The following is a 23,097-nucleotide window of genomic DNA, read 5'->3' as shown; positions in this document are numbered from 1 at the left end:
GCCGCCACCGCGATCGTGACCTTTCGCGGACGGGATTCGGTGGGCACACCAGTCGGATTCCGACGGATGCCTCTTATAGAGGGCATCCGTATTTTTTGTCTTCTGTTTCATCGGCTTTTTTCGCGCTTTCTTGTTGTCGCCGTTGAACGGTCGTAGTATAATTCTATCCATACGCCCGCCACCGTCGACGAGCACCCTCCATTCATCGATCTCGACGTGCGAAAAAAGGTCGCCTTTTCCTCAATTCACGGATAGCGACCACGACGCCGCTCCCCAAACCACGCCGCCTTGGAAAGGAACCCAACCATGCACTCGTACCCGGCCTCCCTGATCGAGAAACTGAACCGCGACATCCGTGCGCTCTTTCCGCATCTCTTCCTGATCGATCCGTCGATGTCCCGCACCTTCGAAGGCGTGTCGCGCCTGGTGATGCTCGACCGCTACACCCAGAAGGACATCAACCACATCACCCTCGGAGAAGGCGACCTCGTCGTCTGCGTGGTCAAGGACGATCCGAAGTTTCCGACCCGTGGCATCGGCTTCGTCACCCGGATCGAGGGCGACCACGTCCACATCCGTCTGGAAGACGAGTACGCGCCGATCGCGATCGACGCGAACGAGGCGGGGGACGTCGTCCGCCTCAAGAACACCGTGGACAAGCCGATGGAGCTTTATTTCGAGCAGGTCGCCAAACGCGTCGCCGCCAATCTCGGCCAGGGCGAGACCGAAGAATCCTTCCAGGCCTTCTACAGGGAGATCGCCGAACTCAACCTCGTCCCTGCCGGCCGGGTCCTCTTCGGCGCTGGCTCGCAGAGCGCGGTCACCTATTTCAACTGCTTCGTGATGCCCTACGTGCGGGATTCCCGCTCTGGCATCTCGGAACACCGCCAGGAGGTCATGGAGATCATGTCCCGCGGCGGCGGCGTCGGCACGAACGGTTCGACGCTCCGCCCGAAGAACTCGCTCGCCAAGGGCGTGAACGGCAAGTCCTCCGGCGCCGTCAGCTGGCTGCAGGACCTTTCGCAGCTCACCAACCTCGTCGAACAGGGCGGCTCGCGCCGCGGCGCGCAGATGATCATGATGGCCTGCTGGCATCCGGACATCATCGAGTTCATCGTTTCGAAGATGCAGAATGTCCAGATCCTCCACTTCCTGATCAAGAACATCAAGGACGAGGACATCGTCCGCGAGGCGAAGAACAAGCTGAAGTTCATCCCGTTCACCGACGACGAGATGGAGATGTTCCAGACGCTTCGCGACGTCGAGCAGGAATCGGCCGGACGCCTCAAGCCCGCGACCGCGAACCGCGTGCGGGAACTGTACCTTGCGGGCGGCCGTTACGAAGTCAAGAACCCCGAGTACTTCAACGGCGCGAACATCTCCGTGGCGATCACCCGCGATTTCATGGAAGCCGTCGAGAAGGACCTCGACTACGACCTGCGCTATCCCGACATCGACCATTATTCGGCCGGCGAGAAGGCCGCGTACGACGAGAAGTGGCATCAGGTCGGCGACGTCCGCGAATGGGCGAAGATGGGCTACGGCGTGCGCGTCTACAAGACGATCCGCGCCCGCGAACTGTGGAATCTCATCAACATCTGCGCCACCTATTCGGCCGAGCCGGGCATCTTCTTCATCGACAACGCCAACGACATGACCAACGCCGTCGGCTACGGCCAGAAGGTCGTATGCACGAATCCGTGCGGCGAGCAGCCGCTCGCCCCCTATGCCGTCTGCAACCTCGCCGCGATCAACCTCGCCAACATGGCGAACCACGAAACCCGCGACGTCGACTGGGACAGGCTCGCCGCGACGATCGCCGTCTCCGTCCGGATGCAGGACAACGTCATCGACCGCACCACCTACTTCCTCGCGCAGAACAAGAAGCAGGCGCTCGGCGAACGCCGCGTCGGCCTCGGCATCATGGGTCTCCACGACCTGCTCATCTACTGCGACGTCCGCTACGGCAGTCCGAAGGGCAACGAGTTCGTCGACCGGCTGATGCGCTTCATCACCGTGAACGCGTACCGGACCTCGATCGAGCTCGCCCGCGAGAAGGGCAGCTTCCCGTTCCTCGACCAGTACGGTTCGCGCCAGAAGTTCATCGAGTCGGGATTCATGCGGCGGATGCCGCCGGAGATCCGCGAGGGCGTCCTCAAGTACGGCATCCGCAACAGCCACCTCCTGACGATCGCCCCGACCGGTTCGACCGGCACGATGGTCGGCGTCTCGACCGGCCTCGAACCGTACTTCGCCTTCAAGTACTTCCGCAGCGGACGCCTCGGCAAGTTCATGGAAGTCGACGCGCCGATCGTCGAGCACTACCTTACCCTCCACCCCGAATGGCGCGGGAAGAAGCTGCCGAACACGTTCGTCTCGGCGATGGAACTCTCCGCCAGGGAACACGCGACGGTGCAGTGCATCATCCAGCGCTGGGTCGACTCGTCGATCTCGAAGACGGTGAACGCCCCGAAGGGCTACAGCGTCGAACAGGTCGAGGAACTCTACACCTACCTCTACAAGCACGGCGCGAAGGGCGGCACCGTCTACGTCGACGGCAGTCGCGACGCCCAGGTCCTCACCCTTTACAAGGACGAACCGCAGAACGTCCAGCTCGACCTCGCCGATCTCGGCGTGCAGGTCGAAAAGCGCGACGTCCCCGTCGAATCCGATTCGCAGATCCATCTCCGCTCGAAGGCCGGCAGGAACATCGGTGTCGAGATCGGCGACATCTGCCCGATCTGCGGCGAGGGGACCGTCGAGGACATCGGCGGCTGCAACACCTGTTCCAACTGCAACGCGCAGCTCAAGTGCGGCCTGTGAACCGCGGCGGGGAGTCTTCGGACTTCCCGCCTTTCTTTACCATGTCGGCGCATTTCCGTCCGGACGGTTGAAAACGGCGTCGGCCGCGCTATAATGGAGGGGGAGGCGAGGACGATGGTCGAAGCGATGCTGTACGATAAACTGCCGGACGGATCCGTCCGCTGCGGCGTCTGTCCGCACCGCTGCACGATCGCGGAGGGCCGGCGCGGCGTCTGCGGCGTGCGCGAGAACCGCGGCGGGACGCTCGATGCGCTCAACTACGGTCTCACCGCCGCCGCCGCGGTCGATCCGATCGAGAAGAAGCCGCTTTTTCATTTCCTGCCGGGAACGCGGATCTACTCCTTCGCCACCGTCGGCTGCAACCTCCGCTGCGCCTGGTGCCAGAACTGGGACCTCTCGCAGAACCCCAAGCCGGCCCGTCCGATCGCCGGCGAACCCGTCGAACCCGCGGAACACGTCCGCCGCGCGCTGGCGGCGGGATGTCCCTCGATCGCCTACACCTACGCCGAACCGACGATCTTCGTCGAATACGCCCTGGCCACGATGAAGCTCGCCCGGGAGGCCGGCCTCAGGAACGTCTGGGTGACGAACGGCTACATGACGCCGGAGACGCTCGCGGCGATCCTGCCGTGGCTCGACGCCGCCAACGTCGACGTCAAGGGACCCGCCTCCCGCGTCTACGAGCAGTACTGCGGCGCCGCCGCCGAACCCGTCCTCGACGTCGTCGGGGCGATGCGAGCGGCCGGCGTGCACGTCGAGGCGACGACCCTCGTCGTCCCCGGCGTGAACGATTCCGACGCCGACCTCAAGGCCGTGGCGGACGGTCTCGTCCGTACCGCCGGCCCCGCGATCCCCTGGCACGTCACGCGCTTCTTCCCGGCGTGGAAGATGTTCGCGACGCCGCCCACGCCGCTTGCGACCCTCCGCCGCGCCGAGGCGATCGGCCGCGCCGCCGGCCTCACGACGATCCACCTCGGAAACGTCTGAACGCGAAAGGAGAAACCCCATGCCTTTGCTTGCCGCCTACATCGTCCCGCATCCGCCCCTGATCGTCCCCGCCGTCGGGAGGGGGGAGGAAGCCAAGATCGCGTCGACCGTCGCCGGCTACGGGGACGTCGCGTCAAGGATTGCACGTCTGAAACCCGAGACGATTGTCCTCATCTCGCCCCATTCGGTGAACTACGCCGACTACATCCATGTCTCGCCCGGCGCCGAAGCCGAAGGCGACCTCGGCCAGTTCGGCGCCAAATCGGTCCGCTTCCGCGTCAGTTACGACGAAACGCTCGCGTCCGCGATCGGCGCCGCCGCCTCGAAAGAAGGGATTCCTGCAGGTCCACTCGGCGAGAAGCGCCGGACGCTCGACCACGGTACGATGGTGCCGCTCTGGTTCGTCGACCGCGCGTACCCCGGCTGTCGTCTCGTCCGGATCTCGCTTTCCGGACTGTCTCCGCTCGAGCACTACCGCTTCGGCACCTGCGTCCGGGACGCCGTCGAGGCGACCGGCAGAAACGTCGTCCTGATCGCGAGCGGCGACCTCTCGCACAAGCTGAAGGAGGACGGGCCCTACGGCTTCGCACCCGAGGGACCGGTCTTCGACAACGCCGTGACCGAAGCCATGGCATCCGCGGATTTCGGCCGTTTTCTCGCGTTCGACGATTCGCTCTGCGACGCCGCCGGCGAATGTGGACTCCGCTCGTTTCTGATCATGGCGGGGGCGCTCGACCGCAAGGCCGTCAAGGGCGGACTGCTCTCCTACGAGGGTCCGTTCGGCGTCGGTTACGCCGTCGCCGCCTACGACGTCGTCGGGGACGATCCCGCCCGCGCCTTCGGCGACGCGTTCGCACGCTCCGAGACGCTTCGGCTCGCCGCCGTCAAGGACGGCGAGGATCCCTACGTCCGGCTGGCGCGCGAAACCCTCGAGGCGTACGTGGGCAAAGGACGCCGGATCCCGCGCCCGAACCCTCTGCCTGCCGGTCTGACCGACCGCGCAGCGGGCGTCTTCGTCACCCTCAAGAAGGACGGGAGGCTCCGCGGGTGCATCGGCACGACGGCGCCGACGACCCCTTGCATCGCCGACGAGATCATCCAGAACGCGATTTCCGCAGGAACCCGCGATCCGCGTTTCGACCCGGTGAACGAAGCCGAACTGCCGTCGCTCGTCTACGGCGTCGACGTCCTCGGACCCTCCGAGCCGATCCCGGGTCCGGAGGCGCTCGACCCGAAGCGCTACGGCGTGATCGTCCGCAAGGGCGGACGGAGCGGACTCCTGCTCCCCGACCTCGAGGGCGTCGACACGGTCGCAGACCAGGTCGCGATCGCGCTCCGCAAGGGCGGGATCGATCCGGGCGAACGCTACGCCCTCGAGCGCTTCGAGGTCGTCCGGCACCATTGATCGAAACGCGAAGGGAAAACCGTCCGTTCGTGTTACAATCATAGATACGTCATCCGTACGAGGACATCCCATGGACCGTTTCGAACTGATCGCCACCACCACCTTCGGACTTGAGGCCGTCGCCAAGCGCGAACTGCTCGACCTCGGCTTCGAGATCCTTTCCACCGAGAACGGCAAGGTCGTCTTTAGAGCCGACGCCGCCGGCATCGTCCGCGCCAACCTCTGGGTTCGGACCGCCGACCGCATCCTCCTCCGAGTCGGTACGTTTCGCGCCGAGACCTTCGACGAGCTCTTCGAACGCACCAAGGCCCTTCCCTGGGAGACGTTCATTCCCGCCGACGGGCGCTTCCCGGTCGACGGGAAGTCGGTGAAGTCGAAGCTCTTCTCGATCTCCGACTGCCAGGGCATCGTCAAGAAGGCGATCGTCGAACGTCTGCGTACGATCCACCCGGTCGAGCGCTTCGCCGAGACGGGAGCCGACTTCCAGGTGCTCGTCTCGCTCCTTTCCGACGTCGCGACCCTCACCGTCGACACGAGCGGCATCGCGCTCCACAAGCGCGGCTACCGCGTCGCACCCGTCGCCGCGCCGCTCAAGGAGACGCTTGCGGCGGCGCTCGTCCTCCTCAGCTACTGGCGCAAGGACCGCGTCCTCTACGACGTCTTCTGCGGCTCCGGGACGATTCCGATCGAAGCCGCGATGATCGCCCGCAACGTCGCCCCCGGACTCCGCCGCGATTTCGCCTTCCGGCACTGGCCCTGGCTCGCCCCCCGTTTCTGGGATGAGGAAACCGCGAAGGCCGAGGCGGCCGTCGACCGGTCTTCGCCCCTTTCGATCTTCGCCTCGGACATCGATCCCGCTGCCGTCGAGGCGGCGCGCCGGAACGCCGCGGCGGCGGGCGTCGCGGAGGACATCGTCTTCCGGGTCGCCGACTTCCGCGACGTCGCCTTCAAGGGCGAGCGCCATGTCCTGATCTCGAATCCGCCCTACGGCGAGCGCCTCGCCGGGGATCCGAACCAGGACGGCCTCTATCGCGACATGAAGACGGTGTTCGGTCCGCTCGGGTCCTGGTCGCTCTACATCCTGACCTCGCACCCGGGATTTTCCGGTCTCATGAAGCGGCAGCCCGACCGCGAGCGCAAGCTCTACAACGGAAACATCGAAGTCCACTACTACCAGTACTACGGCCCGAAACCGGGCGCCTGAGGGACACGTCGCCGGCGTGTCCCTTTTTTCCGCGCGCATTTTCCGCGCGCACCCTTTGAAAGCGTTTCGACCTGTGGTAGAATGTCCTCAGGCGCGCCTGGGACCGAGTCCGCAGGGCGCGCGTGAACGGAGTCCGTCCATGAAGCGAAACCGCAAGACCGTCAAGCGCATCGTCCTCTCCCTCGTCCTCGTCTTCGTCCTGGTGCTGGCCAGCGTCGGGATCCAGGTCGCCGTCAACCTCGGGATCGATCCCCTCCCCTCGGGGCCGGAGACGTCGTTTGACACCGGCGGCGGCGAACGCCTGCTTTCCTACTACGACGCCCGCGAACACGGCGACGGACTGCCGGCGGGGATCGAACTGACCGAGACGTTCGTGAACGCGCAGCTCGAAGGATCGATCGCCTACGTCGACGCGCGCTACGACGTCGCCGACTTCCGCGTCAACACCCTCGTCCGCCTGTACCTCGCGTACGGCGATCTTCTGCCGGCATCGTCACGGACGGAACTCGAACGCGTCCTGCTCGGCTTCAAGTACTGGATGGACCAGGGCGGCGAGGATTCGATGTGCTACTGGTCGGAGAACCACCAGATCCTGTTCTCGGTTTCCGAATATCTGGTCGGACAGACCTTCCCCGACCGCGTCTTCGCCGTCGACGGGAAGACCGGCGCCGCGCATCAGGCGATGGCGGCGGCGCGCGTGAACGCGTGGATGGAGCTGCGCTTCGACTACGGCTTCACCGAATGGTATTCCAACAACTACTATCCCGAGGACGTCGGACCGATGGCGAACTTCATCCAGTTCGCCGACGACCCGACGATGGTCAACCGCATGAAGATGGTGATGGACCTCCTCTGGTACGACCTCGCCAGCCAGAGTTACCGCTACGAGGGCGAAGACGCCGAGGGCGACCCACGCACCTACTACGTGTTCCTCTCCTCGAGCGGCCGCATGTATTCCGACAACCGCGTCTCCGACGATGTCGGGAACCGGATGCGCAACTACGTCGATTACGTCGTCCAACCGGCCGCGACGGAAGACCTCGCCGGCGGCTGGAAGACCTCGACCAACGGCTTCTTCAACTGCTTCCGGCAGATGATGGAGGCCGTCGACGGCGACGGCCATCCGTTCTACCGCGTGCCGGCCGCGATCCTTTCGATCTTCGACGCCCCCGCCGGCGCGAAGGTCGTGAAGTCGAGCCAGTCGCTCGACGTCTCCGAACTCGCCGGCGAGGGTCTGCTCGGGCAGGCCGACAAGCAGATCATGATGCAGTTCGGGATGGAGGCCTTCACCAATCCGGAGGCGATCGATAACACGATCGCCTACATCGGGAAGCACGGGATGTTCACGAACGAGTTTCTGAACGACTTCAAGCTCGTCAACGTCTGGGTGCTCCGCGCCTTCCGGCTGCTCGATTCGGTGAGCCGTCTCCTGAAGCCGTCGACCGACGGCGTCGCGATCGAACGCGCGAACGTCTATACCTACGTGAACGACCATTACTCGATGCACACCGCCCAGGCCCACGAGGCCGGAGGCTATGCCGACCAGCAGGCGGTGCAGTCGATCAACCTCACCAACGACCTGTCGATCTTCACCACCCAGCCGGCGAAGATCCCGCGCCGGAGCGGCACCCCGACCTACTGGACCGGCAACGGCCGCAACCCCTATGCCGTCCAGGAGAAGAACGTCTCGATCGCGATCTACTTCCCGCCCGAAAAGGCGGGCTTCATGGAGCTGATGGTGATTCCCGAGACGACCCACGCCTTTTTCCCGATCGAACTCTTCGACGAGGTCGACCTCACGATGCTCGACGAGGGCCTCGTCTTCGGGAACGTCGGCGCGACCCACGTCGCGATCCGTTCCCGCCATCCGCTCGCGTTCGTTCCTTTTGCGACCTCGGACGCAGAGGGGAACCGCGACGACATGCTCGTCCGCGGCTCGGCCGCCGACGTGCTTTCGACGGACTACGACCTCGTCCAGTCCGGACCGGGGATGCACTATTTCGTGATCGAACTCTCGTCGACGGACGTCGAGACGTTCTCCGCGTTCAAGGCCCGCGTCGCCGGAAACGACCTTTCCGTCGATCTCGACGCGGCGTCGGTCTCCTACGCGACGATCCTCGACGGCGACGTTTCCGAGACCCTCCTCGAGGCGGTCTACGGCACATCCTTCCAAGTCGGCGGCGGGACCGTCGACCTCGAGTACGACCGCTTCGAGAGCGCCTACGTCCAGGGCGGATCGATCGCACGCAAGGCTACCGAAATCGTCTTCGCCTATGGCGGCCACACGCTTACCCTGAACTATTCCGAGAACCTCCGGACCGAGGATGAGTGAGATGCGTCTCTCGATCCAGACGTACACCGTGCGCCGCGCACTGATGGACGACTTCGCCGGAACCCTCCGCCGCATCCGCGGCCTCGGCGTCGGCGCGGTCGAGCTCGCGCGCATCGGCTTCACTCCGGCGGAAGCCCGCCTCGTCGTCGACAGCGGCCTCGCCGTGACCTCGATGCAGGTCAAGCCGTCGCGGCTCCGCGAGGATCCCTTCGCGATCGCCGCGTTCGCCAAGGACGTCGGCTGTCCCTTGATCGTCGCGAGCGTCCTTTCGACGGGCGCGATCCTCGGCGGCGCGGCCGCGCTCGGACGGTTCGCGGGATTCCTGAACGGCCTCGCGGAACTCTATGCGGCCCAGGGGCTGAAGCTCGCCTTCCACCATCATTCCTTCGAATTCGCCCGCATCGGGAAAAAACGCAAGTTCGACCTGCTCCTGGAGCGCACCGGACCGGCGGTCGGCATCGTCGTCGATACCTACTGGACCGCGCGGTCGGGCGTCGATCCGGCGGAATGGATCCGCGGGCTCGGTCCGCGTCTCGCCGGTCTGCATCTGCGCGACTGCGCCGAGGAACGCGGGATCCGCACCGTCGACGCGGCGCTCGGCGACGGGATCGTCGACTTCACGGCCGTGCTCGATGCGGCCGCACCGCACGCGGCCTACGCCGCGATCGAACAGAACAGTTCCGATCCCTTCGCCGACCTGGCGAAGAGCATCGCCCATCTTCGCACCCTTGGCAATCCGCACATCGACCCTGAGGAGGTTTCACGATGGACAACGCACGCATGAAAACCGGCGAGAAGCTCATCTTCGCCTGGGGGGACGTCTTCGGAGGCGGCGCGCAGGCGCTGATCAGCGTCCTCTACCTCATCTTCCTGACTGACATCGTCGGTCTCGATCCGGCGTTCGCCGGCGCGATCGTGATGGTCTCGAAGTTCTGGGACGCGGTCTGCGACCCGCTCGTCGGCGCGATCACGGACAACGCCCGCACCCGCATGGGAAGGCGCCGTCCGTTCATTCTCTTCGGTTCGATCGCCGTTTTGATCGGCTTCTGCCTGCTCTGGGTGCCGACCGGGGGCTGGACGAGCGTCGCCGCGCGCGGCGCCTACGCGCTCCTCACCCTGCTTTTCTACAACACCGTCGACACCTTCGTGGCGATCCCCTACAGTTCGCTCTCGGCCGAGATCTCGACCGACATCCACGAGCGCAACGGCGTGAACATCCTCCGCCTCGCCTTCTCGACGGTGGCCTCTGCCGTCTGCACGCTCGTGCCGACGATGATCCTCGACGCCTACACCGACCGCGCCATCGGCCTTTCGACGTTCTACGTCCTGATCGCCGTCGGCTTCGGGATCTTCTTCGTGATCCCGCTCGTGCTGATCGGCCTGTTCACGAAGGAACGCGCCGCGATCACCGAGACGAAGACGAAGATCGAGGTGGCGGCGTTCGTACGGCCGCTCCGCGTCAAGGCCTTCCGCGGGCTCGTCTACCTCTATCTCTGCCAGTCGATCTCGATGGACATCCTCGGCTCGGGCATCATCTATTTCTCCAAGTACGTGCTCCAGTCGGGCAGTTCGACCGTCTTCCTCGGGATCTTCATCGGCGTCCAGCTGATCATGTTCCCGATCATCCACAAGATCGTCGACAGGGTCGACAAGAAGACGATCTATTCCTTCGGCCTGCCGCTCGCGCTCGTCGGCTTCGCCGGCGTCGGCCTCTATCCGGCGGCCTGGCCGATCGCCGGCGCCTACGCCCTCACCGCCGTCACCGCGATCGGCTTCGCGGGCGCCCAGCTCGTGAGCTGGATCATCTTCCCGGACGCCGTCGACGTCGGCGAACTCAAGGACGTCGACCGCGCCACCGGTTCCTACAGCGGGATCATGACCTTCATCCGCAAGATCTCCTCCGCGATCGCGATCCAGGTGTTCGGCCTGATGCTCTCACTCACGGGGTACCAGAACCCGACCGAGACGAACCCGATCCCGGACCAGCTGCCCGAGGCTTTGATCGGGATCCGGATCGCGATGGCCGGCAGCTTCATCCTCCTGATGGGGCTCGGCTGGTTCCTCGCGCGCCGCTACGTCCTCACCAACGCCCTGAGCAGGCGCGTCCGCGAACTCCTCAAGGTCCGCAACCGGGTCGGTCCGGAAGGCCTCTCGACCGTCGAGAAGGCGGAACTCGCCGAACTCGGAAAGGTCCTCTTCTAGAAGTGGCGGTCCGCGACGACGTCGGGATGGCCGTCAAGATGAACTCGAAGTGTTTCCCGGGCATCCGCGACCTCGCCGCCGGGAAGCCGATCGACGAAGCGCAGGTCCTCGACCTGTGCGATTTCGTCGACGCCCGCCACGACTGCGCCGACTTCCGCATGATCGTCCTCCTCAAGACCTTCCTCGACTACCGCGCCCTTCTGTCCGCGCCGACCGCCGCCCGGATCGAGTCGTCGATCCTTTCCTTCAAGTACGCGATGGACGAGCCGGGAACCGACGGGATGTGCTTCTGGTCGGAGAACCACCAGCTGATCTTCGCCGCCTGCGAATACCTCGCCGGCGGCCTCTTCCCGGAGCGGACGTTCTCAAACGACGGCCGGACCGGAGCGGTCCACCGCGCGAAGGCGCGGGTCCTGCTCCTCCGCTGGATGGGATACCGCTTCACCTACGGCTTCAACGAGTTCCATTCGAACACCTACTACGAGGAGGACGTCGCACCGCTTTCGGTCCTCTCCGACCACGCCGACGGCGAGGTCGCGGCTCGGGCCGGGATCGTCCTCGACCTGCTCTTCCTCGACATGGCCCTGCATTCCTTCGAGGGACGGTTCGTCGCCGCCAGCGGCCGCTGTTACGAGCTACCGAAGCGCGATCCCGCGACCGCGGACGTGAACGATCTGATGGACGCCCTCCTGCAGGATCGGGTCGACCCCGACTGGACCCGGCTGTCGGCGCTCTTCTTCCTGACGCGGTCGTACCGGATTCCCGCGGCCGTCCGCGCGATTGCGAACGATCGCGGGCCGGTCCGCGTGACGGACTCGATGGGGCTCTCCCTCCGCGAGGTCCGGCGCGAGCTGAAGAACAGGGCGTTCGACGACCTCGGCCTCTACTTCTGGGCGATGGAGGCCTTCACCAACGTCGAGTCGATCGCGACGACGATGGCGATGTTCTCCGCCTGGAACCTGCGCGAGAACAACTTCCTCCGCGACCTGAAGACGATCGACATCCCGATCCTCAGGAGACTCGGGCTTCTGCCGCTCCTGGTCCGGATCCTGAACCCGGCGACCCAGGGCGTCGCGATCGAGCGCGCGAACACCCTCACCTACCGGACGGCCCGCTTCATGGTCTCCGCGGCGCAGGAATACCGACCCGGCTTCTTCGGCGACCAGCAGCATCTCTGGCAGGCCACCCTGCCGGGCGGCGTCGCGGTCTTCTCGACGCACCCGGGAAGTCCGATGTTCGACGACCCGGCGCGCAACTTCAGCCCCTCCTACTGGGTCGGCAACGGCATCAACCCGCACGTCGCCTCGACCGGCGACGTCGTCCTCCTCGCCTACGACCTGCGCGTCCGGCGGGGGTACCTCGAGCGGAAGCGGCAGGATTTCGTCCACTTCCACGTCCCGCGCACGCGCTTCGACGAGTCCGAAACGACCCCGCGCGGGTTCATCGGCCGCCTCGGCGACGCCTATCTGGCGATCCGGTCGGACGTTCCCGGCGCGTTCGCCGACGACCACGACCTGATCTTCCGCGGCCGGCGTTCGCATTTCGCGGTCGTCGTCGGCGATGTGGACGGGTACGGTTCCTTCGCGGCGTTCCGCGCCGCGATCGGCGCCGCGACGCTCGTGGTCCGCGGCGGTCGTACGACCTTCCGGCGCGGACCGGACGGCCCCGTGCTCGATTTGTCGCGTCGGGGCGGCCTGCGCGTGGACGGCGTAAGGCAGGATCACCGCTATCCGCGTCTTTCGTCCCCCTACGGGTCGGCGCCGAGAAAACCCGAAACGATGTCCGTCGCCGCCGGCGGCCACCGTCTCACCCTCGATTTCATACACGGAACACGCAAGGAGGAACCCCTCGATGGACCATCGTCACTATGAACGGGCGGTCGCGCTGGCGCGACGCGTCCGCGACACGTTTCCGCCGAAGATGAAATGGATGTGGGGGGAAGCCCTCCTCGGGTTTTCCCTCGCGCGTCTCGACGAGCATGCCAAAACGGACGAGTTTTCCGCGTTCCTGAAGGCGTACTGCGACCATTACGCGGCGCACCCGCCCATCGTCGACCAGAGCGACACCGCCGCTCCCGGACTGATCGCCTGGGCGGTGGCGAAGAAGACCGGCGATCAGCGTCACCGCGCCCTCGCCGACAAGGTCCTCGACTACGTCAGGAACGAACCGCGCCTGATCGAGGATTCGGTCAACCACCTCGGAAACAGCTTCGTCGGGAAGATCTACCCGAAGTCGATCTGGGTCGACTCGATCATGATGTTCTCGGTGTTCCCGGCGATCGTCGCCCGGGATACCGGCGACGACGGCCTGATGGCGATCGCGGCGCGCCAGCCGCGCGTGATGGCCAAGTACATGATGGATCCGGACCGGGGTCTCTGGTACCACAGCTACTGGGTGCGGCAAAAGACGCACTACCCGCGCCGGCCGATCTTCTGGGCGCGCGGGAACGCCTGGGTCGTGGCTGCGCTGCCGATGATCCTCGAAACCGTCGGGAACCATCCCGAACGCGCGACGATCGAAGATGTCTTCCGGAAGACGTGCGCGGCGGTTCTCCCGTTCCAGCGGTCCGACGGCACGTTTTCGACCGTTCTCGGCCACCCGCACACCTATCGCGAACTGTCGGCGACGGCCCTGTTCGCCTCCGGCTTCCTCGCGGGAAGCCGCCTCGGCCTGCTCGACGGACGCTACCGCGACGCGGGCGCCCGCGCCTTCGAGGCGGTCGTCGGCGCCTTCGTCGAGACGCCGTCGGGACCCTCGCTTCCCGAGGTGAGCGATCCGACGATTCCGCTGCCGCTGTTCCCGTACCTCGGATATGCGCTCGTCCCGCGCCATCGGGACTGGTCCTACGGGATCGCCGCGACCCTCTTCGCGGCAGTCGAGTACGACCGCGCCGCCACGATGGCGGCCAGGGAGGACGCATGATGTTTCGATCGTTTCCCGCACGCATCAGGTTCGGCGCCTCGACCTCGGCCTATCAGATCGAGGGCGCCTTCGCGGAAGGCGGCCGCGGCCGGACCGCCTGGGACGTCGAACGCGGCCGTAACGCCGACGGAAACATCGTCGGCCCCGTGGGCGACGTCGCCTGCGACCACTACCACCGTTTCCGCTCGGACGTCCGCCTGATGAAGGAGCTCGGCCTCGAAACCTACCGCTTCTCGATCTCATGGGTCCGGATTTTCCCCGAAGGGGAAGGCAAGGTCAACGAGGAGGGCGTCGCCTTCTACGACGCCCTGATCGACGAACTCCTCGCCGCCGGGATCGTCCCGGCGGTCACGATCTGGCACGGCGATCTCCCCTACGCCTTCGCCAAGAACGGCGGCTGGGCGGAGCGAGCCATGATCTTCCGCTACGTCGCCTACGCGACCTTTTTGTTCGAGCGGTTCGGCGACCGCGTCAAGACCTGGTACACGCATAACGAACCGTGGTGCGAGTCCTTCCTGAACGACGGTCCGCTGCCCCGCCAGCTGGCGATCGCGCATCATCTGCTCGTCGCCCACGCGCTCGCCGTGCAGGCCTACCGCCGCTCGCCGCACGGCGACGGGAAGATCGGGATCGTGCTCAATCTCGCGCGCCAGTATCCGGCGTCCCCCGATCCGCGCGACGTCGAGGCGGCGCGGAACGTCGACGGCTTCCTGAACCGCTGGTTCCTCGATCCCGTCCTGCGGGGACGCTACCCCGCCGACATGATCGAACGCTACGCGCGACTCGGCGCGAAGCCGCCCGTCGCCGAGGGCGACATGGCGCTTCTTTCCGACCATCCGTCGGATTTCCTCGGAATCAACGTCTATTCGCGCGGAGTCCAGGCGTACGACCCGGACGATCCCTTTCTGAACAGCCGCGACGCCTGTCCCGAGGACGCGGTCCGGACCGAGATGGGCTGGGAAGTCCGTCCGGAATCGCTCTACGACCTGCTCGTCGACCTCGAGGCGCGGTTCCCGGGCCTATCGGTCCAGATCACCGAGAACGGCGCCGCCTTCAAGGACGAGAACGTCGTCGACGGGATCGTCCGGGACGACGACCGCCTCGCCTATTACAAAGGAAACCTGCTTGCGCTCGAACGCGCCATCCGTCATGGCGTCGACGTGACCGCCTACTACGCGTGGAGCCTCTTCGACAACTTCGAATGGGGTTCCTACGAGATGAAGTTCGGGATCGTCAAGGTCGATTTCGCCACCCTGGAACGCTCGGTCAAGAAGAGCGGGCGCTGGTACGCCGACGTGATCCGCCGCCGGGGGGTGGAGGAATGAACGTCCGTCCCGGCTTTGCCGGCCGGCTCGATCCACCCGTCGGCCGTCCCTTCCGCATCCTCCAGCTCACCGACCTGCACCTCATGGACGTTTCGGGCGACGAAGCCGTCCTCGCCCGGATCGGCGACCTCGTCGCGTTCGCGAAGCCCGACCTCGTCTTCCTCACGGGCGACCAGGCGATGTCCGCATCCTCAAGGGTCGTCTACGCGCGGCTTTCCGACGCGATGGACGCCCTCGGCGTCCCCTGGACCTTCGTCTTCGGAAACCATGACGCCGAGCACGGCGTCTCGCGGAAGGCGCTCTTCGACATCGCCGCGCGGGCGAAGAACATTCGCGTCGCCGCGGTCGACGGCGAGCGCGGCGAAACCGACTTCTACCTCGAGGTCGGGTCGCGCTGGATCGTCTTCGGGCTCGACACCCGCGTCGACGCGACCTATGCGATCGACGGGAAGCCGACCTGGGGTTACGACGGCGTCCGTCCTCATCAGGTGAAATGGTTCGAGGACGTCCTCGAAGCCGCCGGAACCGCGGTCGGAAGCGTCGTCTTCCAGCACATTCCACCCGTCGCCGCCCGCCGGTTCCATGAGCCGGGGTCGACGCGGTTCCACGGCGAGAGAAACGAGAACGTCTCCTGCACGCCGGTCGATTTCGGCTTCGAGGAGGCGCTCGTCCGCCGCCGTACCGTGGCCGTCTTCTACGGTCACGACCACGTGAACGATTTCGCCTTCGAGCGCGACGGCGTGGAATACGCCTTCGGCCGCTGCACCGGCGACTACGACTACTGCGCCCCCGTCCTTCCCAAGGGCGGCCGGATCGTCGACCTCCACGAGGACGGGTCCGTCGACACCTTCATCCTCCAGCACCGCGACGCCGCATCGCGGTGATGCGGACGGACTCCGGTCCGTCCTTTCTTTCGCGTCGAATCAGAGGCGCGCAACCGCCGCTTTCGCGGTATAATGGAACAAGCGGCGCGTCCGACGGCGCGCACGGAGGCACATCATGAGAAGACTGCTGGCATTTGCGCTTTCCGCCCTGGTCCTGGCCCTTTCCGCCTGCGTCCCCGGGACGACCCTCGGGACGACGACGGCATCGACGACGATCGGGACGCCGGTCGCGACGACCACGACGCTTCCCACGGCGCTGTCGACGACGGTCCGCACGACCCGCGCGGACGAGACGTCCGACATCGCCCTCGACTTCGACCTTTCGCAATACGACTACCTCGCGCCGACGGTTCCGATCGCGTTGCCCTCGATCTTCGCGGACCATCTCGTCTTCCAGCGGAACAAGCCGATCCGCGTCTTCGGGACCGGAACCCCGGGCGGGATCGCGCTCGCCAAGCTCGTCCTTGCGCAGGATCCGTCGGTCTTCGAGACGGCCGCGGCGATCGTCGCCGCCGACGGCACCTTCGCGCTCGAACTGGCGGCGCTCCCCGGATCGTTCGACGCCTACGTCCTCACCGTCTCCGACACCGTCCGCGAGATCCGGATCGTCGACGTCCTCGTCGGCGAGGTCTGGATCGCCGGCGGCCAGTCGAACATGGCCATGACCGTGCGGGAGGCGGACGGCGGCGTCGCGCTCGCGGACGCCGCGGACGATTCCCGCATCCGCATCTTCGATCAGGCCATCGGCGACCACGACGGGTCGTATCCGTCTTCGCCGGCGGCCGACGTCGCGGGCGGCGCCTGGACCGTCGCCGATTCCGCCGCGGGCGTCCTCGACTGCTCGGCGATCGGCTACGCCTTCGCCCGCGAGCTGAAGCGGCTCCTCGGCGAGGAACACCTCGACATGCCGGTCGCGATCCTGAACACCGCCAAGGGCGGATCGTATCTCCATTCGTGGCTCCCGCGGGAGACGATGCAGGCTTCGGAAGCCGCGCTCGATCGCATCGACGACCTCGGATGGACGCTTTCGCGCGCGCATTGGAACGAATTCGGCTGGGACAACTACAACCAGCCGTCGGCGCTCTACAACCAGAAGATCGCGCCGCTTCTCGGATTCGCGATCGGCGGCGTGCTCTGGTACCAGGGCGAGAGCGATCCCGTCTACGACGCCTCCCTGGCGATGATCCCGCTGTTGATCGAGTCCTGGAGCGCCGGGTTCAACCGCGACGGCACGTTGTTGCCGTTCGCGATGATCCAGCTCGCCCCCTACGACGGGGCCGATCCGACCCTCGGACCCGCCGCCAACCCGAAGCAGGTCTTCTTCGCCTACCACCGCCAGGCCCAGTTGGAAGTCCTCATGGACCCCCGCTACGCGGCGACGACGGTGCTCGTGCCGATCCACGACGTGAGCCTCGCGTGGAACGTTCCCGCCGGCCAGTTCGCCTGGGCCGATCCGATCCATCCGGTCGCGAAGATCCCCGTCGGCGAACGCGCCGGCAAGGAGGCCTACACCGCGTTCTTCTACGGCGCGGTCGACTTCCTGCCGCCGACGGTCGCCTCGATCGCGTACGACGCGACCACGATCACGATCGCGTTCGACCACGTCGCGCGCGGCCTCAGGCTGATCGGGAGCGCCGCTTCCGTCGCGACCGTCGAGGTGATCCTGAAGAACGGCATCCGCACGGACGTCGCCTGCACGATCCTCGACAAGGACGAAATCCGCATCGAGGGGATCGACACGACGCAGGTCGCCGCCGTGGCGTACGGATACCGGAGCCGCAACGAGGACGCCAACCTCGCCTCGGGCTACGGGATCCCGGCGCTGCCCTTCCGCCTGCCGCTGGCCTGAGCGCGGCCGGACGCGTTCCGGAGCGTGCGCGTGCATCGGCGCTCGCTTCGTAGTATAATGTTCTTGTCGCGCGATGGTCGCGCGAAAGGAGGATGACATGGAACGCATCTTCGAATTCCTGAAACGCCTGTTCCGGCAGACGCCGGTGACCGCCGACCTGATCGTCCTGAACGTCGCGATGTTCGTCGCCACGCTTCTGCTCGGCGGTTTCTCGACGGAGAACCTCGTCCGCCTCGGCGGCCTCGTACCCGCCTACGTCACCGACGGCGGCGAATGGCTCCGGGTCCTCGCCGCGATGTTTCTCCACGGCGGCATCCTCCACTTCGCGATGAACATGGTCGCGCTCTACTATCTCGGCACGGCGATGGAACGCGCGCTCGGACCGACGCGCCAGCTCGCGCTCTATCTGTTCGCCGGCATCGGCGGAAACCTCGTGATCGCCTTCTTCGGAAAACCCTACGTCCTCACGATCGGCGCGAGCGGCGCCCTCTACGGCATCATGGCCGCGATGTTCTACATCACCCTCGTCCGCCCGCACTGGTACACGCCGGGGTCGGTCGCGGCGATCCGCCGGATGATCGTGATCAACTTCGCCATCACCTTCCTGATCCCCAACATCAGCGTCATCGGCCATCTCGCCGGCTTCGGCTGCGGCCTGCTTGCGGCCGTCGCGCTGATTCCGAAGGTTCCCTACTTCGCGCGCCGCCGGCGCGTCGAACCGGAGGACGATGACGACGACGGGTATCCGTCCGCCTGATCCCCCCCCCCGACCCGCGATCGAAAGGAGGCCCCGATGGATTCGACGAACCTGTCGCCGCGCGAAGAGCGACGGCGATCCTTCATCCTGAGCGGCAACCTCTGGGGCGTGGTCGCGACGATCACCTTCCCGCTCGCGGTCTACGCCGTCTTCAACTACCTCTACGCCTTCTTCGACACGATCCTCGCGGGACGCATCGGTTCCGACGCGGTCGCGTCGCTCCTCATCTTCGACGACATCAAGGCCGTCGTCTCGGCGATCGGCATCGGCATCGCCGCCGCCGGCACGGTCTTCGTCGCGCGCCACTACGGCGCCGGCGAGTACGAGGAGGCGCGCCGCCACGCCGGCGCGATGCTCTGGCTTTCGCTCGTCGCGAGCACCGTCTTCGCGATCGTCGTGATGGTCTTCTGGAAGCCCCTGCTCGCGGTCCTGAGCACGCCCGACGAGGTCGTCGCAAGCGGCCTCGGGTACTATCTCGTGCAGATGGCCTCGACCGTCGTCCTCGCCTTCAACTCGGTCTACATGGGCGTCGAGCGGGCCAAGGGCAACACCGCCATGATCCTCGCGCTCAACGTCGTCGCGATGCTCGTCAAGATGGCCCTGTCCGCCTGGTTCGTCCTCGGCCTTGGCTTCGGGATGACCGCCGTCGCGGTCGCGACCCTGATCGCCCAGGGACTGCTTTCGATCCTCGCCGCGGTCGCCCTATTCCGCCGAGGCAACTCGATCGCGGTCCGCGCCCGCGACGTCCGCTACGCGAAGGACTATTCGCTCCCGATCTTCCGGGTCGCCCTGCCGGTCATCGGCGGGAAGATGCTCTTCAGCCTCGGCCGCGTCTTCGTGAACGCGATCGGGACCGCCTACGGCACCTCGGCGCTCGCGGCCTTCTCGCTCGCGATGAAGACCGGCAGCGCCGCCGGATCGCTCGCATCCGTGTTCGAGGATCCGACGACCGCGATCACGAGCCAGAACCTCGGGGCGCGGAAGCTCCGCCGTGCCTTCTCGACGTGGGGGGTGGCGATGACGCTCTCCGCCCTGTTGGGCTTCGCCGGGGTGTTCGTCCTCACGTTCTTCCTCGAGGACTTCGCCCTTCTCTTCACCGGCGGCGACGCAAGCCTCGTCCCGCTCGTTTCGACGATCTTCGCGTGGGAGCGGTTCTCGGTCGTGACCTCCGCCGTGATCGTCATCACCGCCGGCTTCTTCCTCGGCTTCAAGATCACGAAGGTCACGTTCATCCTGAACCTGATCAGGCTGTTCTTCCTCCGCATCCCGACCCTCCTCGTCGCCCTGAAGCTGGGCGTCGGACCGGTGGCGTTCGGCTACGCGATGTTCGTCTCCAACACCGGCACCGCCCTGATCGCGCTTTTCATGATCGCGCTCTTCCACCGCCGGGTGAAAAACTTCGGCTACCGCGAGATGTCGCTTTCGGACGTCTGAACGACAAACCGTCTCCGGACGGTTTTTTCCTGGTTCCGGGATGTTTCCGCGGGAGAACGCGGTATAATGGAGAGCGGTACGGAAGGAAGGGGGGAGGACGATGCGCCTCTGGAACAGGAATTTCACGATCCTCACCCTCGGATCGTTCATCTCCGCCCTCGGCGCCGCCTGCGCCGGCATCGGCTTCGGCTTCCTCGTCTACCAGAAGACCGGGTCGCCGCTCACGCTCGCGCTCTTCACGGTCGCGAACATCGTCCCTCGCATGCTCACGTCGTTCCTCGCGGGACCGTTCGTCGACCGCCACTCGCGCGCGAAGATCATCTATTCCCTCGACTTCCTCTCCGCGACCTGCTTCACCCTCGTCGCCCTGATCCTCTTCCTCGGTTTCTTCGACGTCGTCGTCTTCACCCTCCTCGCGGCCTTCTTCGGAATCATCGATACCGTCTACCAGCTCGCCTTCATGAGCCTCTTTCCGGATACGATCCCGGACGGTCAGTTCGCGCGGGCGTATTCGATCTCGAGCCTGATCTGGCCGGTCACGGCCGCGGTGATGACGCCGATCGCGGCCTACATGGTCGACACCTACGTCCACGGGATCGCGATCCTGATGGCGTTCAACGCCGCGACGTACCTGACCGCGGCGATTTTCGAGACACGGATGCGGATCCGCGAGACGCTGAACGAGAAGCCGGTCGAACGCTTCCAGTTCATCCATGACGCGCGCGAGGGATTCCGCTTCTACAAGACCGACCGGGGGCTGCTCGGGATCGGGCTGCTCTTCATGTTCTTCTCGATCGCGTGGGCGGGACCCGACCTGCTTCTGATGCCGTACTTCATGACCCACGAGACGTTCACGCTCCAGCACTTCTCGTGGCTCATCACCGCGAGCTCGATCGGACGGATCGTCGGCGGGATCGTCCACTACGCCTTCGTCTATCCGCCGAAGCGGCGGCTGGCGATCGCCGTCGCCGTCTACTTCGCGATCGAGGCGATCAGCGCGAGCTTCCTCTTCATGCCCTATCCCGTGATGGTCGGGATGTACTTCCTCTCCGGCCTGCTCGCGGTCACCTCCTTCAACATCCGCATGTCGGCGACGCAGGCGTACCTGCCGGCCGCGATGCGCGGACGGCTGAACGCCGCGCAGGGCCTCCTCATGAACGTCGGCACGATCGTCGGCTGCCTCGCCGTCGGAATGGTCGCGGAATTCTCGGGCATCGGCTACCGCACGATCATCGCCTCGGTCGCATTGGTCTCGGTCACGGCGATCTTCCTGTTCCCGATCCGGATGCGCGCCTCGTTCCGGAAGATCTACAACGCCGTCGGCCGCGAGGGCGCGCAAGCCTGAAGACGGCCGACACGGCCGGGCGTCCATCCCCGATGCGTCACGGCCGCATTCCGTTTCGATCCGTGCTATCATGGAAGGGGTGATCGACATGGAAGACGAACGTCGGCTCAGGGAGGTCCTGACGCCGCTGCAATACCGCGTCATGCGCGAGAACGGCACCGAACCGCCGTTTCGCAACGAATACCACGACCATTTCGCCCCCGGCATCTACGTCGACCGGATCTCCGGCGAACCGCTCTTCTCCTCGCTCGACAAGTTCGACCACGGCTGCGGCTGGCCGAGCTTCGCAAAGCCGCTCGGCGCCGTGACGACGAGGACCGACCGGTCCTTCTTCATGGTGCGGACGGAAGTGCGCGCCAGGGGGACCGACTCGCACCTCGGGCACGTCTTCGACGACGGCCCCGAAGAACGCGGCGGACGGCGCTACTGCATCAACTCGGCCGCGCTCCGCTTCGTCCCCGAAGACCGTCTCGAGGCCGAAGGCTACGGCGCGTACCGCGGCCTCTTCGGGAAGAAGGAGGGGGAATGAATGCTCCGTGAAGCCATGGCGATGATGCGGAAGCGTCCGATGGTCCTCGGCGCGGCCGCCTATTTCATCCTCTTCTCCGTCATCTACCTGGTCCTCGACCGGCTCAACGGCGGCTACGCGGCGATGGCCGCGGCCTACGGCGGCTGGCTCGTCGCCGTGAACGTCGCCCTGAACGTCGCGATGGCCGGGCTCACCGCCTTCATGATGACGCTTTCGACGGCGTACGTGAAGCTCTCCGGCCGGGAGGGCAAGGGCACGTTCCTCGGGTCCGCGGCCGTCTTCTTCGGAATGCTCACGTACGGCTGCACCTCGTGCGTGGTCTCGTTCTTCGCGGCGATCGGGATCGCCCTCTCGGTCGCGGTCCTGCCGTTCGCGGGACTTCCATACAAGCTCATCGCCCTCGGGATCGTCGTCCTCGGCGTCGTCCTGCTCGTCCTCGAGGTGCGTCGCGGCCGCTGCCGCGTGCGGCGGAAGGACGGCTGAAAGCGAAAAAAGTCCGGATCCCTTGCGGGAATCCGGACTTTTTCTTGCGCCTTCGTCAGCTGGCGAGGGTGCCGACCTTCGTCAGCTGGTTGAGGAACGAGGCCGAGTGGGGGCTGTCGGCGAACGCGGCGGTGGCGTCGGTGCCGGCGAGATGCATGCCCTTGTGCCAGCCGTTGGTCCATTCGCTGACGTGGGTGACGTCGTAGACGATGCCGTTCACGGCGATGTAGGCGGTCGAGCCGCCGTTGCCGTTGTACTGGGCGAGTTCGGTCAGGGTGAACGAGCGGAGCGTGGTGGTGACCGCGGCGGTCGAGCCGGACGTCGTGGTGACGGTGCCGGTGGATGCGGTCGTGGCGGCGGTGGTGGCGGCGGTGGTGGTTTCGACGCCGCATGCGGCGAGGAAGGACAGGGCGACAAGCAGCGCGAGGCTGCGGACGATGCGTGATTTCATGGATTTCACCTCTTCGTATCCATTATAAAACGAATTCGGCGAAACCCGTTTCGGGACGCTCAGCGGACGCTCAGGCGGGACGGCGCTCGAAGACCACGGAGAAGCCGACCGCGGCGCCGGCGACCGCCTCGTACTCCGCGGCGGTCTCCGGCATGCGAAGCGAGA

General features: G+C 65.9%; 18 protein-coding genes. 17 read left to right on the top strand and 1 reads right to left on the bottom strand.

All coding sequences use genetic code 11. The features are described from left to right. Positions 1 to 306: 306 nt before the first annotated feature. The 17 genes from WC509_05435 to WC509_05355 all read left to right on the top strand — a co-directional run bounded on the left by WC509_05435 (position 307) and on the right by WC509_05355 (position 22,481). Positions 307 to 2,823, top strand: coding sequence for a vitamin B12-dependent ribonucleotide reductase (locus tag WC509_05435; protein MFA5006886.1), 2,517 nt, complete (start codon positions 307 to 309; stop codon positions 2,821 to 2,823). Positions 2,824 to 2,937: 114 nt separating this feature from the next. Then, complete coding sequence (gene amrS / locus WC509_05430; protein ID MFA5006885.1) at positions 2,938 to 3,810, top strand: AmmeMemoRadiSam system radical SAM enzyme; 873 nt, start codon at positions 2,938 to 2,940, stop codon at positions 3,808 to 3,810. Positions 3,811 to 3,829: 19 nt separating this feature from the next. Then, positions 3,830 to 5,215: an AmmeMemoRadiSam system protein A gene (gene amrA, locus WC509_05425; GenBank protein ID MFA5006884.1), complete on the top strand. Its 1,386-nt coding sequence runs from the start codon at positions 3,830 to 3,832 to the stop codon at positions 5,213 to 5,215. A 70-nt stretch (positions 5,216 to 5,285) separates the two neighbouring features. Further along, positions 5,286 to 6,419, top strand: coding sequence for a class I SAM-dependent RNA methyltransferase (locus tag WC509_05420; GenBank protein ID MFA5006883.1), 1,134 nt, complete (start codon positions 5,286 to 5,288; stop codon positions 6,417 to 6,419). A gap of 139 nt (positions 6,420 to 6,558) precedes the next feature. Continuing rightward, positions 6,559 to 8,751 carry a hypothetical protein gene (locus WC509_05415; protein MFA5006882.1) on the top strand — a complete coding sequence of 731 codons (2,193 nt, stop codon included), beginning with the start codon at positions 6,559 to 6,561 and terminating at the stop codon, positions 8,749 to 8,751. Between the two features lies 1 nt (position 8,752). Further along, complete coding sequence (locus WC509_05410; GenBank protein ID MFA5006881.1) at positions 8,753 to 9,535, top strand: sugar phosphate isomerase/epimerase; 783 nt, start codon at positions 8,753 to 8,755, stop codon at positions 9,533 to 9,535. Next, complete coding sequence (locus WC509_05405) at positions 9,517 to 10,953, top strand: MFS transporter (protein ID MFA5006880.1); 1,437 nt, start codon at positions 9,517 to 9,519, stop codon at positions 10,951 to 10,953. The genes WC509_05410 and WC509_05405 overlap by 19 nt, the downstream gene beginning before the upstream one ends. 38 nt (positions 10,954 to 10,991) lie before the next feature. Continuing rightward, entirely contained in the window at positions 10,992 to 12,824 is a 1,833-nt protein-coding gene (locus WC509_05400) for a hypothetical protein (protein ID MFA5006879.1), read from the top strand. Continuing rightward, complete coding sequence (locus WC509_05395; GenBank protein ID MFA5006878.1) at positions 12,805 to 13,875, top strand: glycoside hydrolase family 88 protein; 1,071 nt, start codon at positions 12,805 to 12,807, stop codon at positions 13,873 to 13,875. Before WC509_05400 ends, WC509_05395 begins: the two co-directional genes overlap by 20 nt. Beyond that, on the top strand, positions 13,875 to 15,200 hold the full coding sequence (locus WC509_05390) for a family 1 glycosylhydrolase (GenBank protein MFA5006877.1): 1,326 nt from the start codon (positions 13,875 to 13,877) through the stop codon (positions 15,198 to 15,200). Before WC509_05395 ends, WC509_05390 begins: the two co-directional genes overlap by 1 nt. After that, entirely contained in the window at positions 15,197 to 16,084 is an 888-nt protein-coding gene (locus tag WC509_05385) for a metallophosphoesterase (protein ID MFA5006876.1), read from the top strand. The genes WC509_05390 and WC509_05385 overlap by 4 nt, the downstream gene beginning before the upstream one ends. 115 nt (positions 16,085 to 16,199) lie before the next feature. Continuing rightward, entirely contained in the window at positions 16,200 to 17,933 is a 1,734-nt protein-coding gene (locus tag WC509_05380) for a sialate O-acetylesterase (protein MFA5006875.1), read from the top strand. A 97-nt stretch (positions 17,934 to 18,030) separates the two neighbouring features. Continuing rightward, positions 18,031 to 18,690, top strand: a complete 660-nt coding sequence (locus tag WC509_05375; GenBank protein MFA5006874.1) for a rhomboid family intramembrane serine protease — start codon at positions 18,031 to 18,033, stop codon at positions 18,688 to 18,690. A 36-nt stretch (positions 18,691 to 18,726) separates the two neighbouring features. After that, positions 18,727 to 20,124 carry an MATE family efflux transporter gene (locus WC509_05370; GenBank protein MFA5006873.1) on the top strand — a complete coding sequence of 466 codons (1,398 nt, stop codon included), beginning with the start codon at positions 18,727 to 18,729 and terminating at the stop codon, positions 20,122 to 20,124. 100 nt (positions 20,125 to 20,224) lie between these two features. Then, positions 20,225 to 21,469 carry an MFS transporter gene (locus WC509_05365; protein MFA5006872.1) on the top strand — a complete coding sequence of 415 codons (1,245 nt, stop codon included), beginning with the start codon at positions 20,225 to 20,227 and terminating at the stop codon, positions 21,467 to 21,469. Between the two features lie 88 nt (positions 21,470 to 21,557). Continuing rightward, entirely contained in the window at positions 21,558 to 21,998 is a 441-nt protein-coding gene (gene msrB, locus WC509_05360; GenBank protein MFA5006871.1) for a peptide-methionine (R)-S-oxide reductase MsrB, read from the top strand. Continuing rightward, complete coding sequence (locus tag WC509_05355) at positions 21,999 to 22,481, top strand: hypothetical protein (GenBank protein ID MFA5006870.1); 483 nt, start codon at positions 21,999 to 22,001, stop codon at positions 22,479 to 22,481. Positions 22,482 to 22,536: 55 nt separating this feature from the next. Here the strand turns inward: WC509_05355 and WC509_05350 are convergent, their stop codons facing one another. Next, the gene (locus tag WC509_05350; protein MFA5006869.1) at positions 22,537 to 22,932 is read right to left on the bottom strand and encodes a cytochrome b5 domain-containing protein; all 396 of its coding nucleotides are present in this window, start codon (positions 22,930 to 22,932) and stop codon (positions 22,537 to 22,539) included. Positions 22,933 to 23,097 lie beyond the last annotated feature (165 nt).

The organism is Candidatus Izemoplasmatales bacterium (genome assembly GCA_041649275.1).
GTDB lineage: Bacteria > Bacillota_I > Bacilli_A > Izemoplasmatales > Hujiaoplasmataceae > UBA12489.
This window is presented reverse-complemented; position numbering and strand designations above follow the sequence as displayed.

Excerpts from the sequence above, each read along its gene's own strand:
- WC509_05435 (MFA5006886.1), top strand. The coding sequence starts at position 307 with ATGCACTCGTACCCGGCCTCCCTGATCGAGAAACTGAACCGCGACATC.
- amrS (MFA5006885.1), top strand. The coding sequence starts at position 2,938 with ATGGTCGAAGCGATGCTGTACGATAAACTGCCGGACGGATCCGTCCGC.
- amrA (MFA5006884.1), top strand. The coding sequence starts at position 3,830 with ATGCCTTTGCTTGCCGCCTACATCGTCCCGCATCCGCCCCTGATCGTC.
- WC509_05420 (MFA5006883.1), top strand. The coding sequence starts at position 5,286 with ATGGACCGTTTCGAACTGATCGCCACCACCACCTTCGGACTTGAGGCC.
- WC509_05415 (MFA5006882.1), top strand. The coding sequence starts at position 6,559 with ATGAAGCGAAACCGCAAGACCGTCAAGCGCATCGTCCTCTCCCTCGTC.
- WC509_05410 (MFA5006881.1), top strand. The coding sequence starts at position 8,753 with ATGCGTCTCTCGATCCAGACGTACACCGTGCGCCGCGCACTGATGGAC.
- WC509_05405 (MFA5006880.1), top strand. The coding sequence starts at position 9,517 with ATGGACAACGCACGCATGAAAACCGGCGAGAAGCTCATCTTCGCCTGG.
- WC509_05400 (MFA5006879.1), top strand. The coding sequence starts at position 10,992 with ATGAACTCGAAGTGTTTCCCGGGCATCCGCGACCTCGCCGCCGGGAAG.
- WC509_05395 (MFA5006878.1), top strand. The coding sequence starts at position 12,805 with ATGGACCATCGTCACTATGAACGGGCGGTCGCGCTGGCGCGACGCGTC.
- WC509_05390 (MFA5006877.1), top strand. The coding sequence starts at position 13,875 with ATGTTTCGATCGTTTCCCGCACGCATCAGGTTCGGCGCCTCGACCTCG.
- WC509_05385 (MFA5006876.1), top strand. The coding sequence starts at position 15,197 with ATGAACGTCCGTCCCGGCTTTGCCGGCCGGCTCGATCCACCCGTCGGC.
- WC509_05380 (MFA5006875.1), top strand. The coding sequence starts at position 16,200 with ATGAGAAGACTGCTGGCATTTGCGCTTTCCGCCCTGGTCCTGGCCCTT.
- WC509_05375 (MFA5006874.1), top strand. The coding sequence starts at position 18,031 with ATGGAACGCATCTTCGAATTCCTGAAACGCCTGTTCCGGCAGACGCCG.
- WC509_05370 (MFA5006873.1), top strand. The coding sequence starts at position 18,727 with ATGGATTCGACGAACCTGTCGCCGCGCGAAGAGCGACGGCGATCCTTC.
- WC509_05365 (MFA5006872.1), top strand. The coding sequence starts at position 20,225 with ATGCGCCTCTGGAACAGGAATTTCACGATCCTCACCCTCGGATCGTTC.
- msrB (MFA5006871.1), top strand. The coding sequence starts at position 21,558 with ATGGAAGACGAACGTCGGCTCAGGGAGGTCCTGACGCCGCTGCAATAC.
- WC509_05355 (MFA5006870.1), top strand. The coding sequence starts at position 21,999 with ATGCTCCGTGAAGCCATGGCGATGATGCGGAAGCGTCCGATGGTCCTC.
- WC509_05350 (MFA5006869.1), bottom strand. The coding sequence starts at position 22,932 with ATGAAATCACGCATCGTCCGCAGCCTCGCGCTGCTTGTCGCCCTGTCC.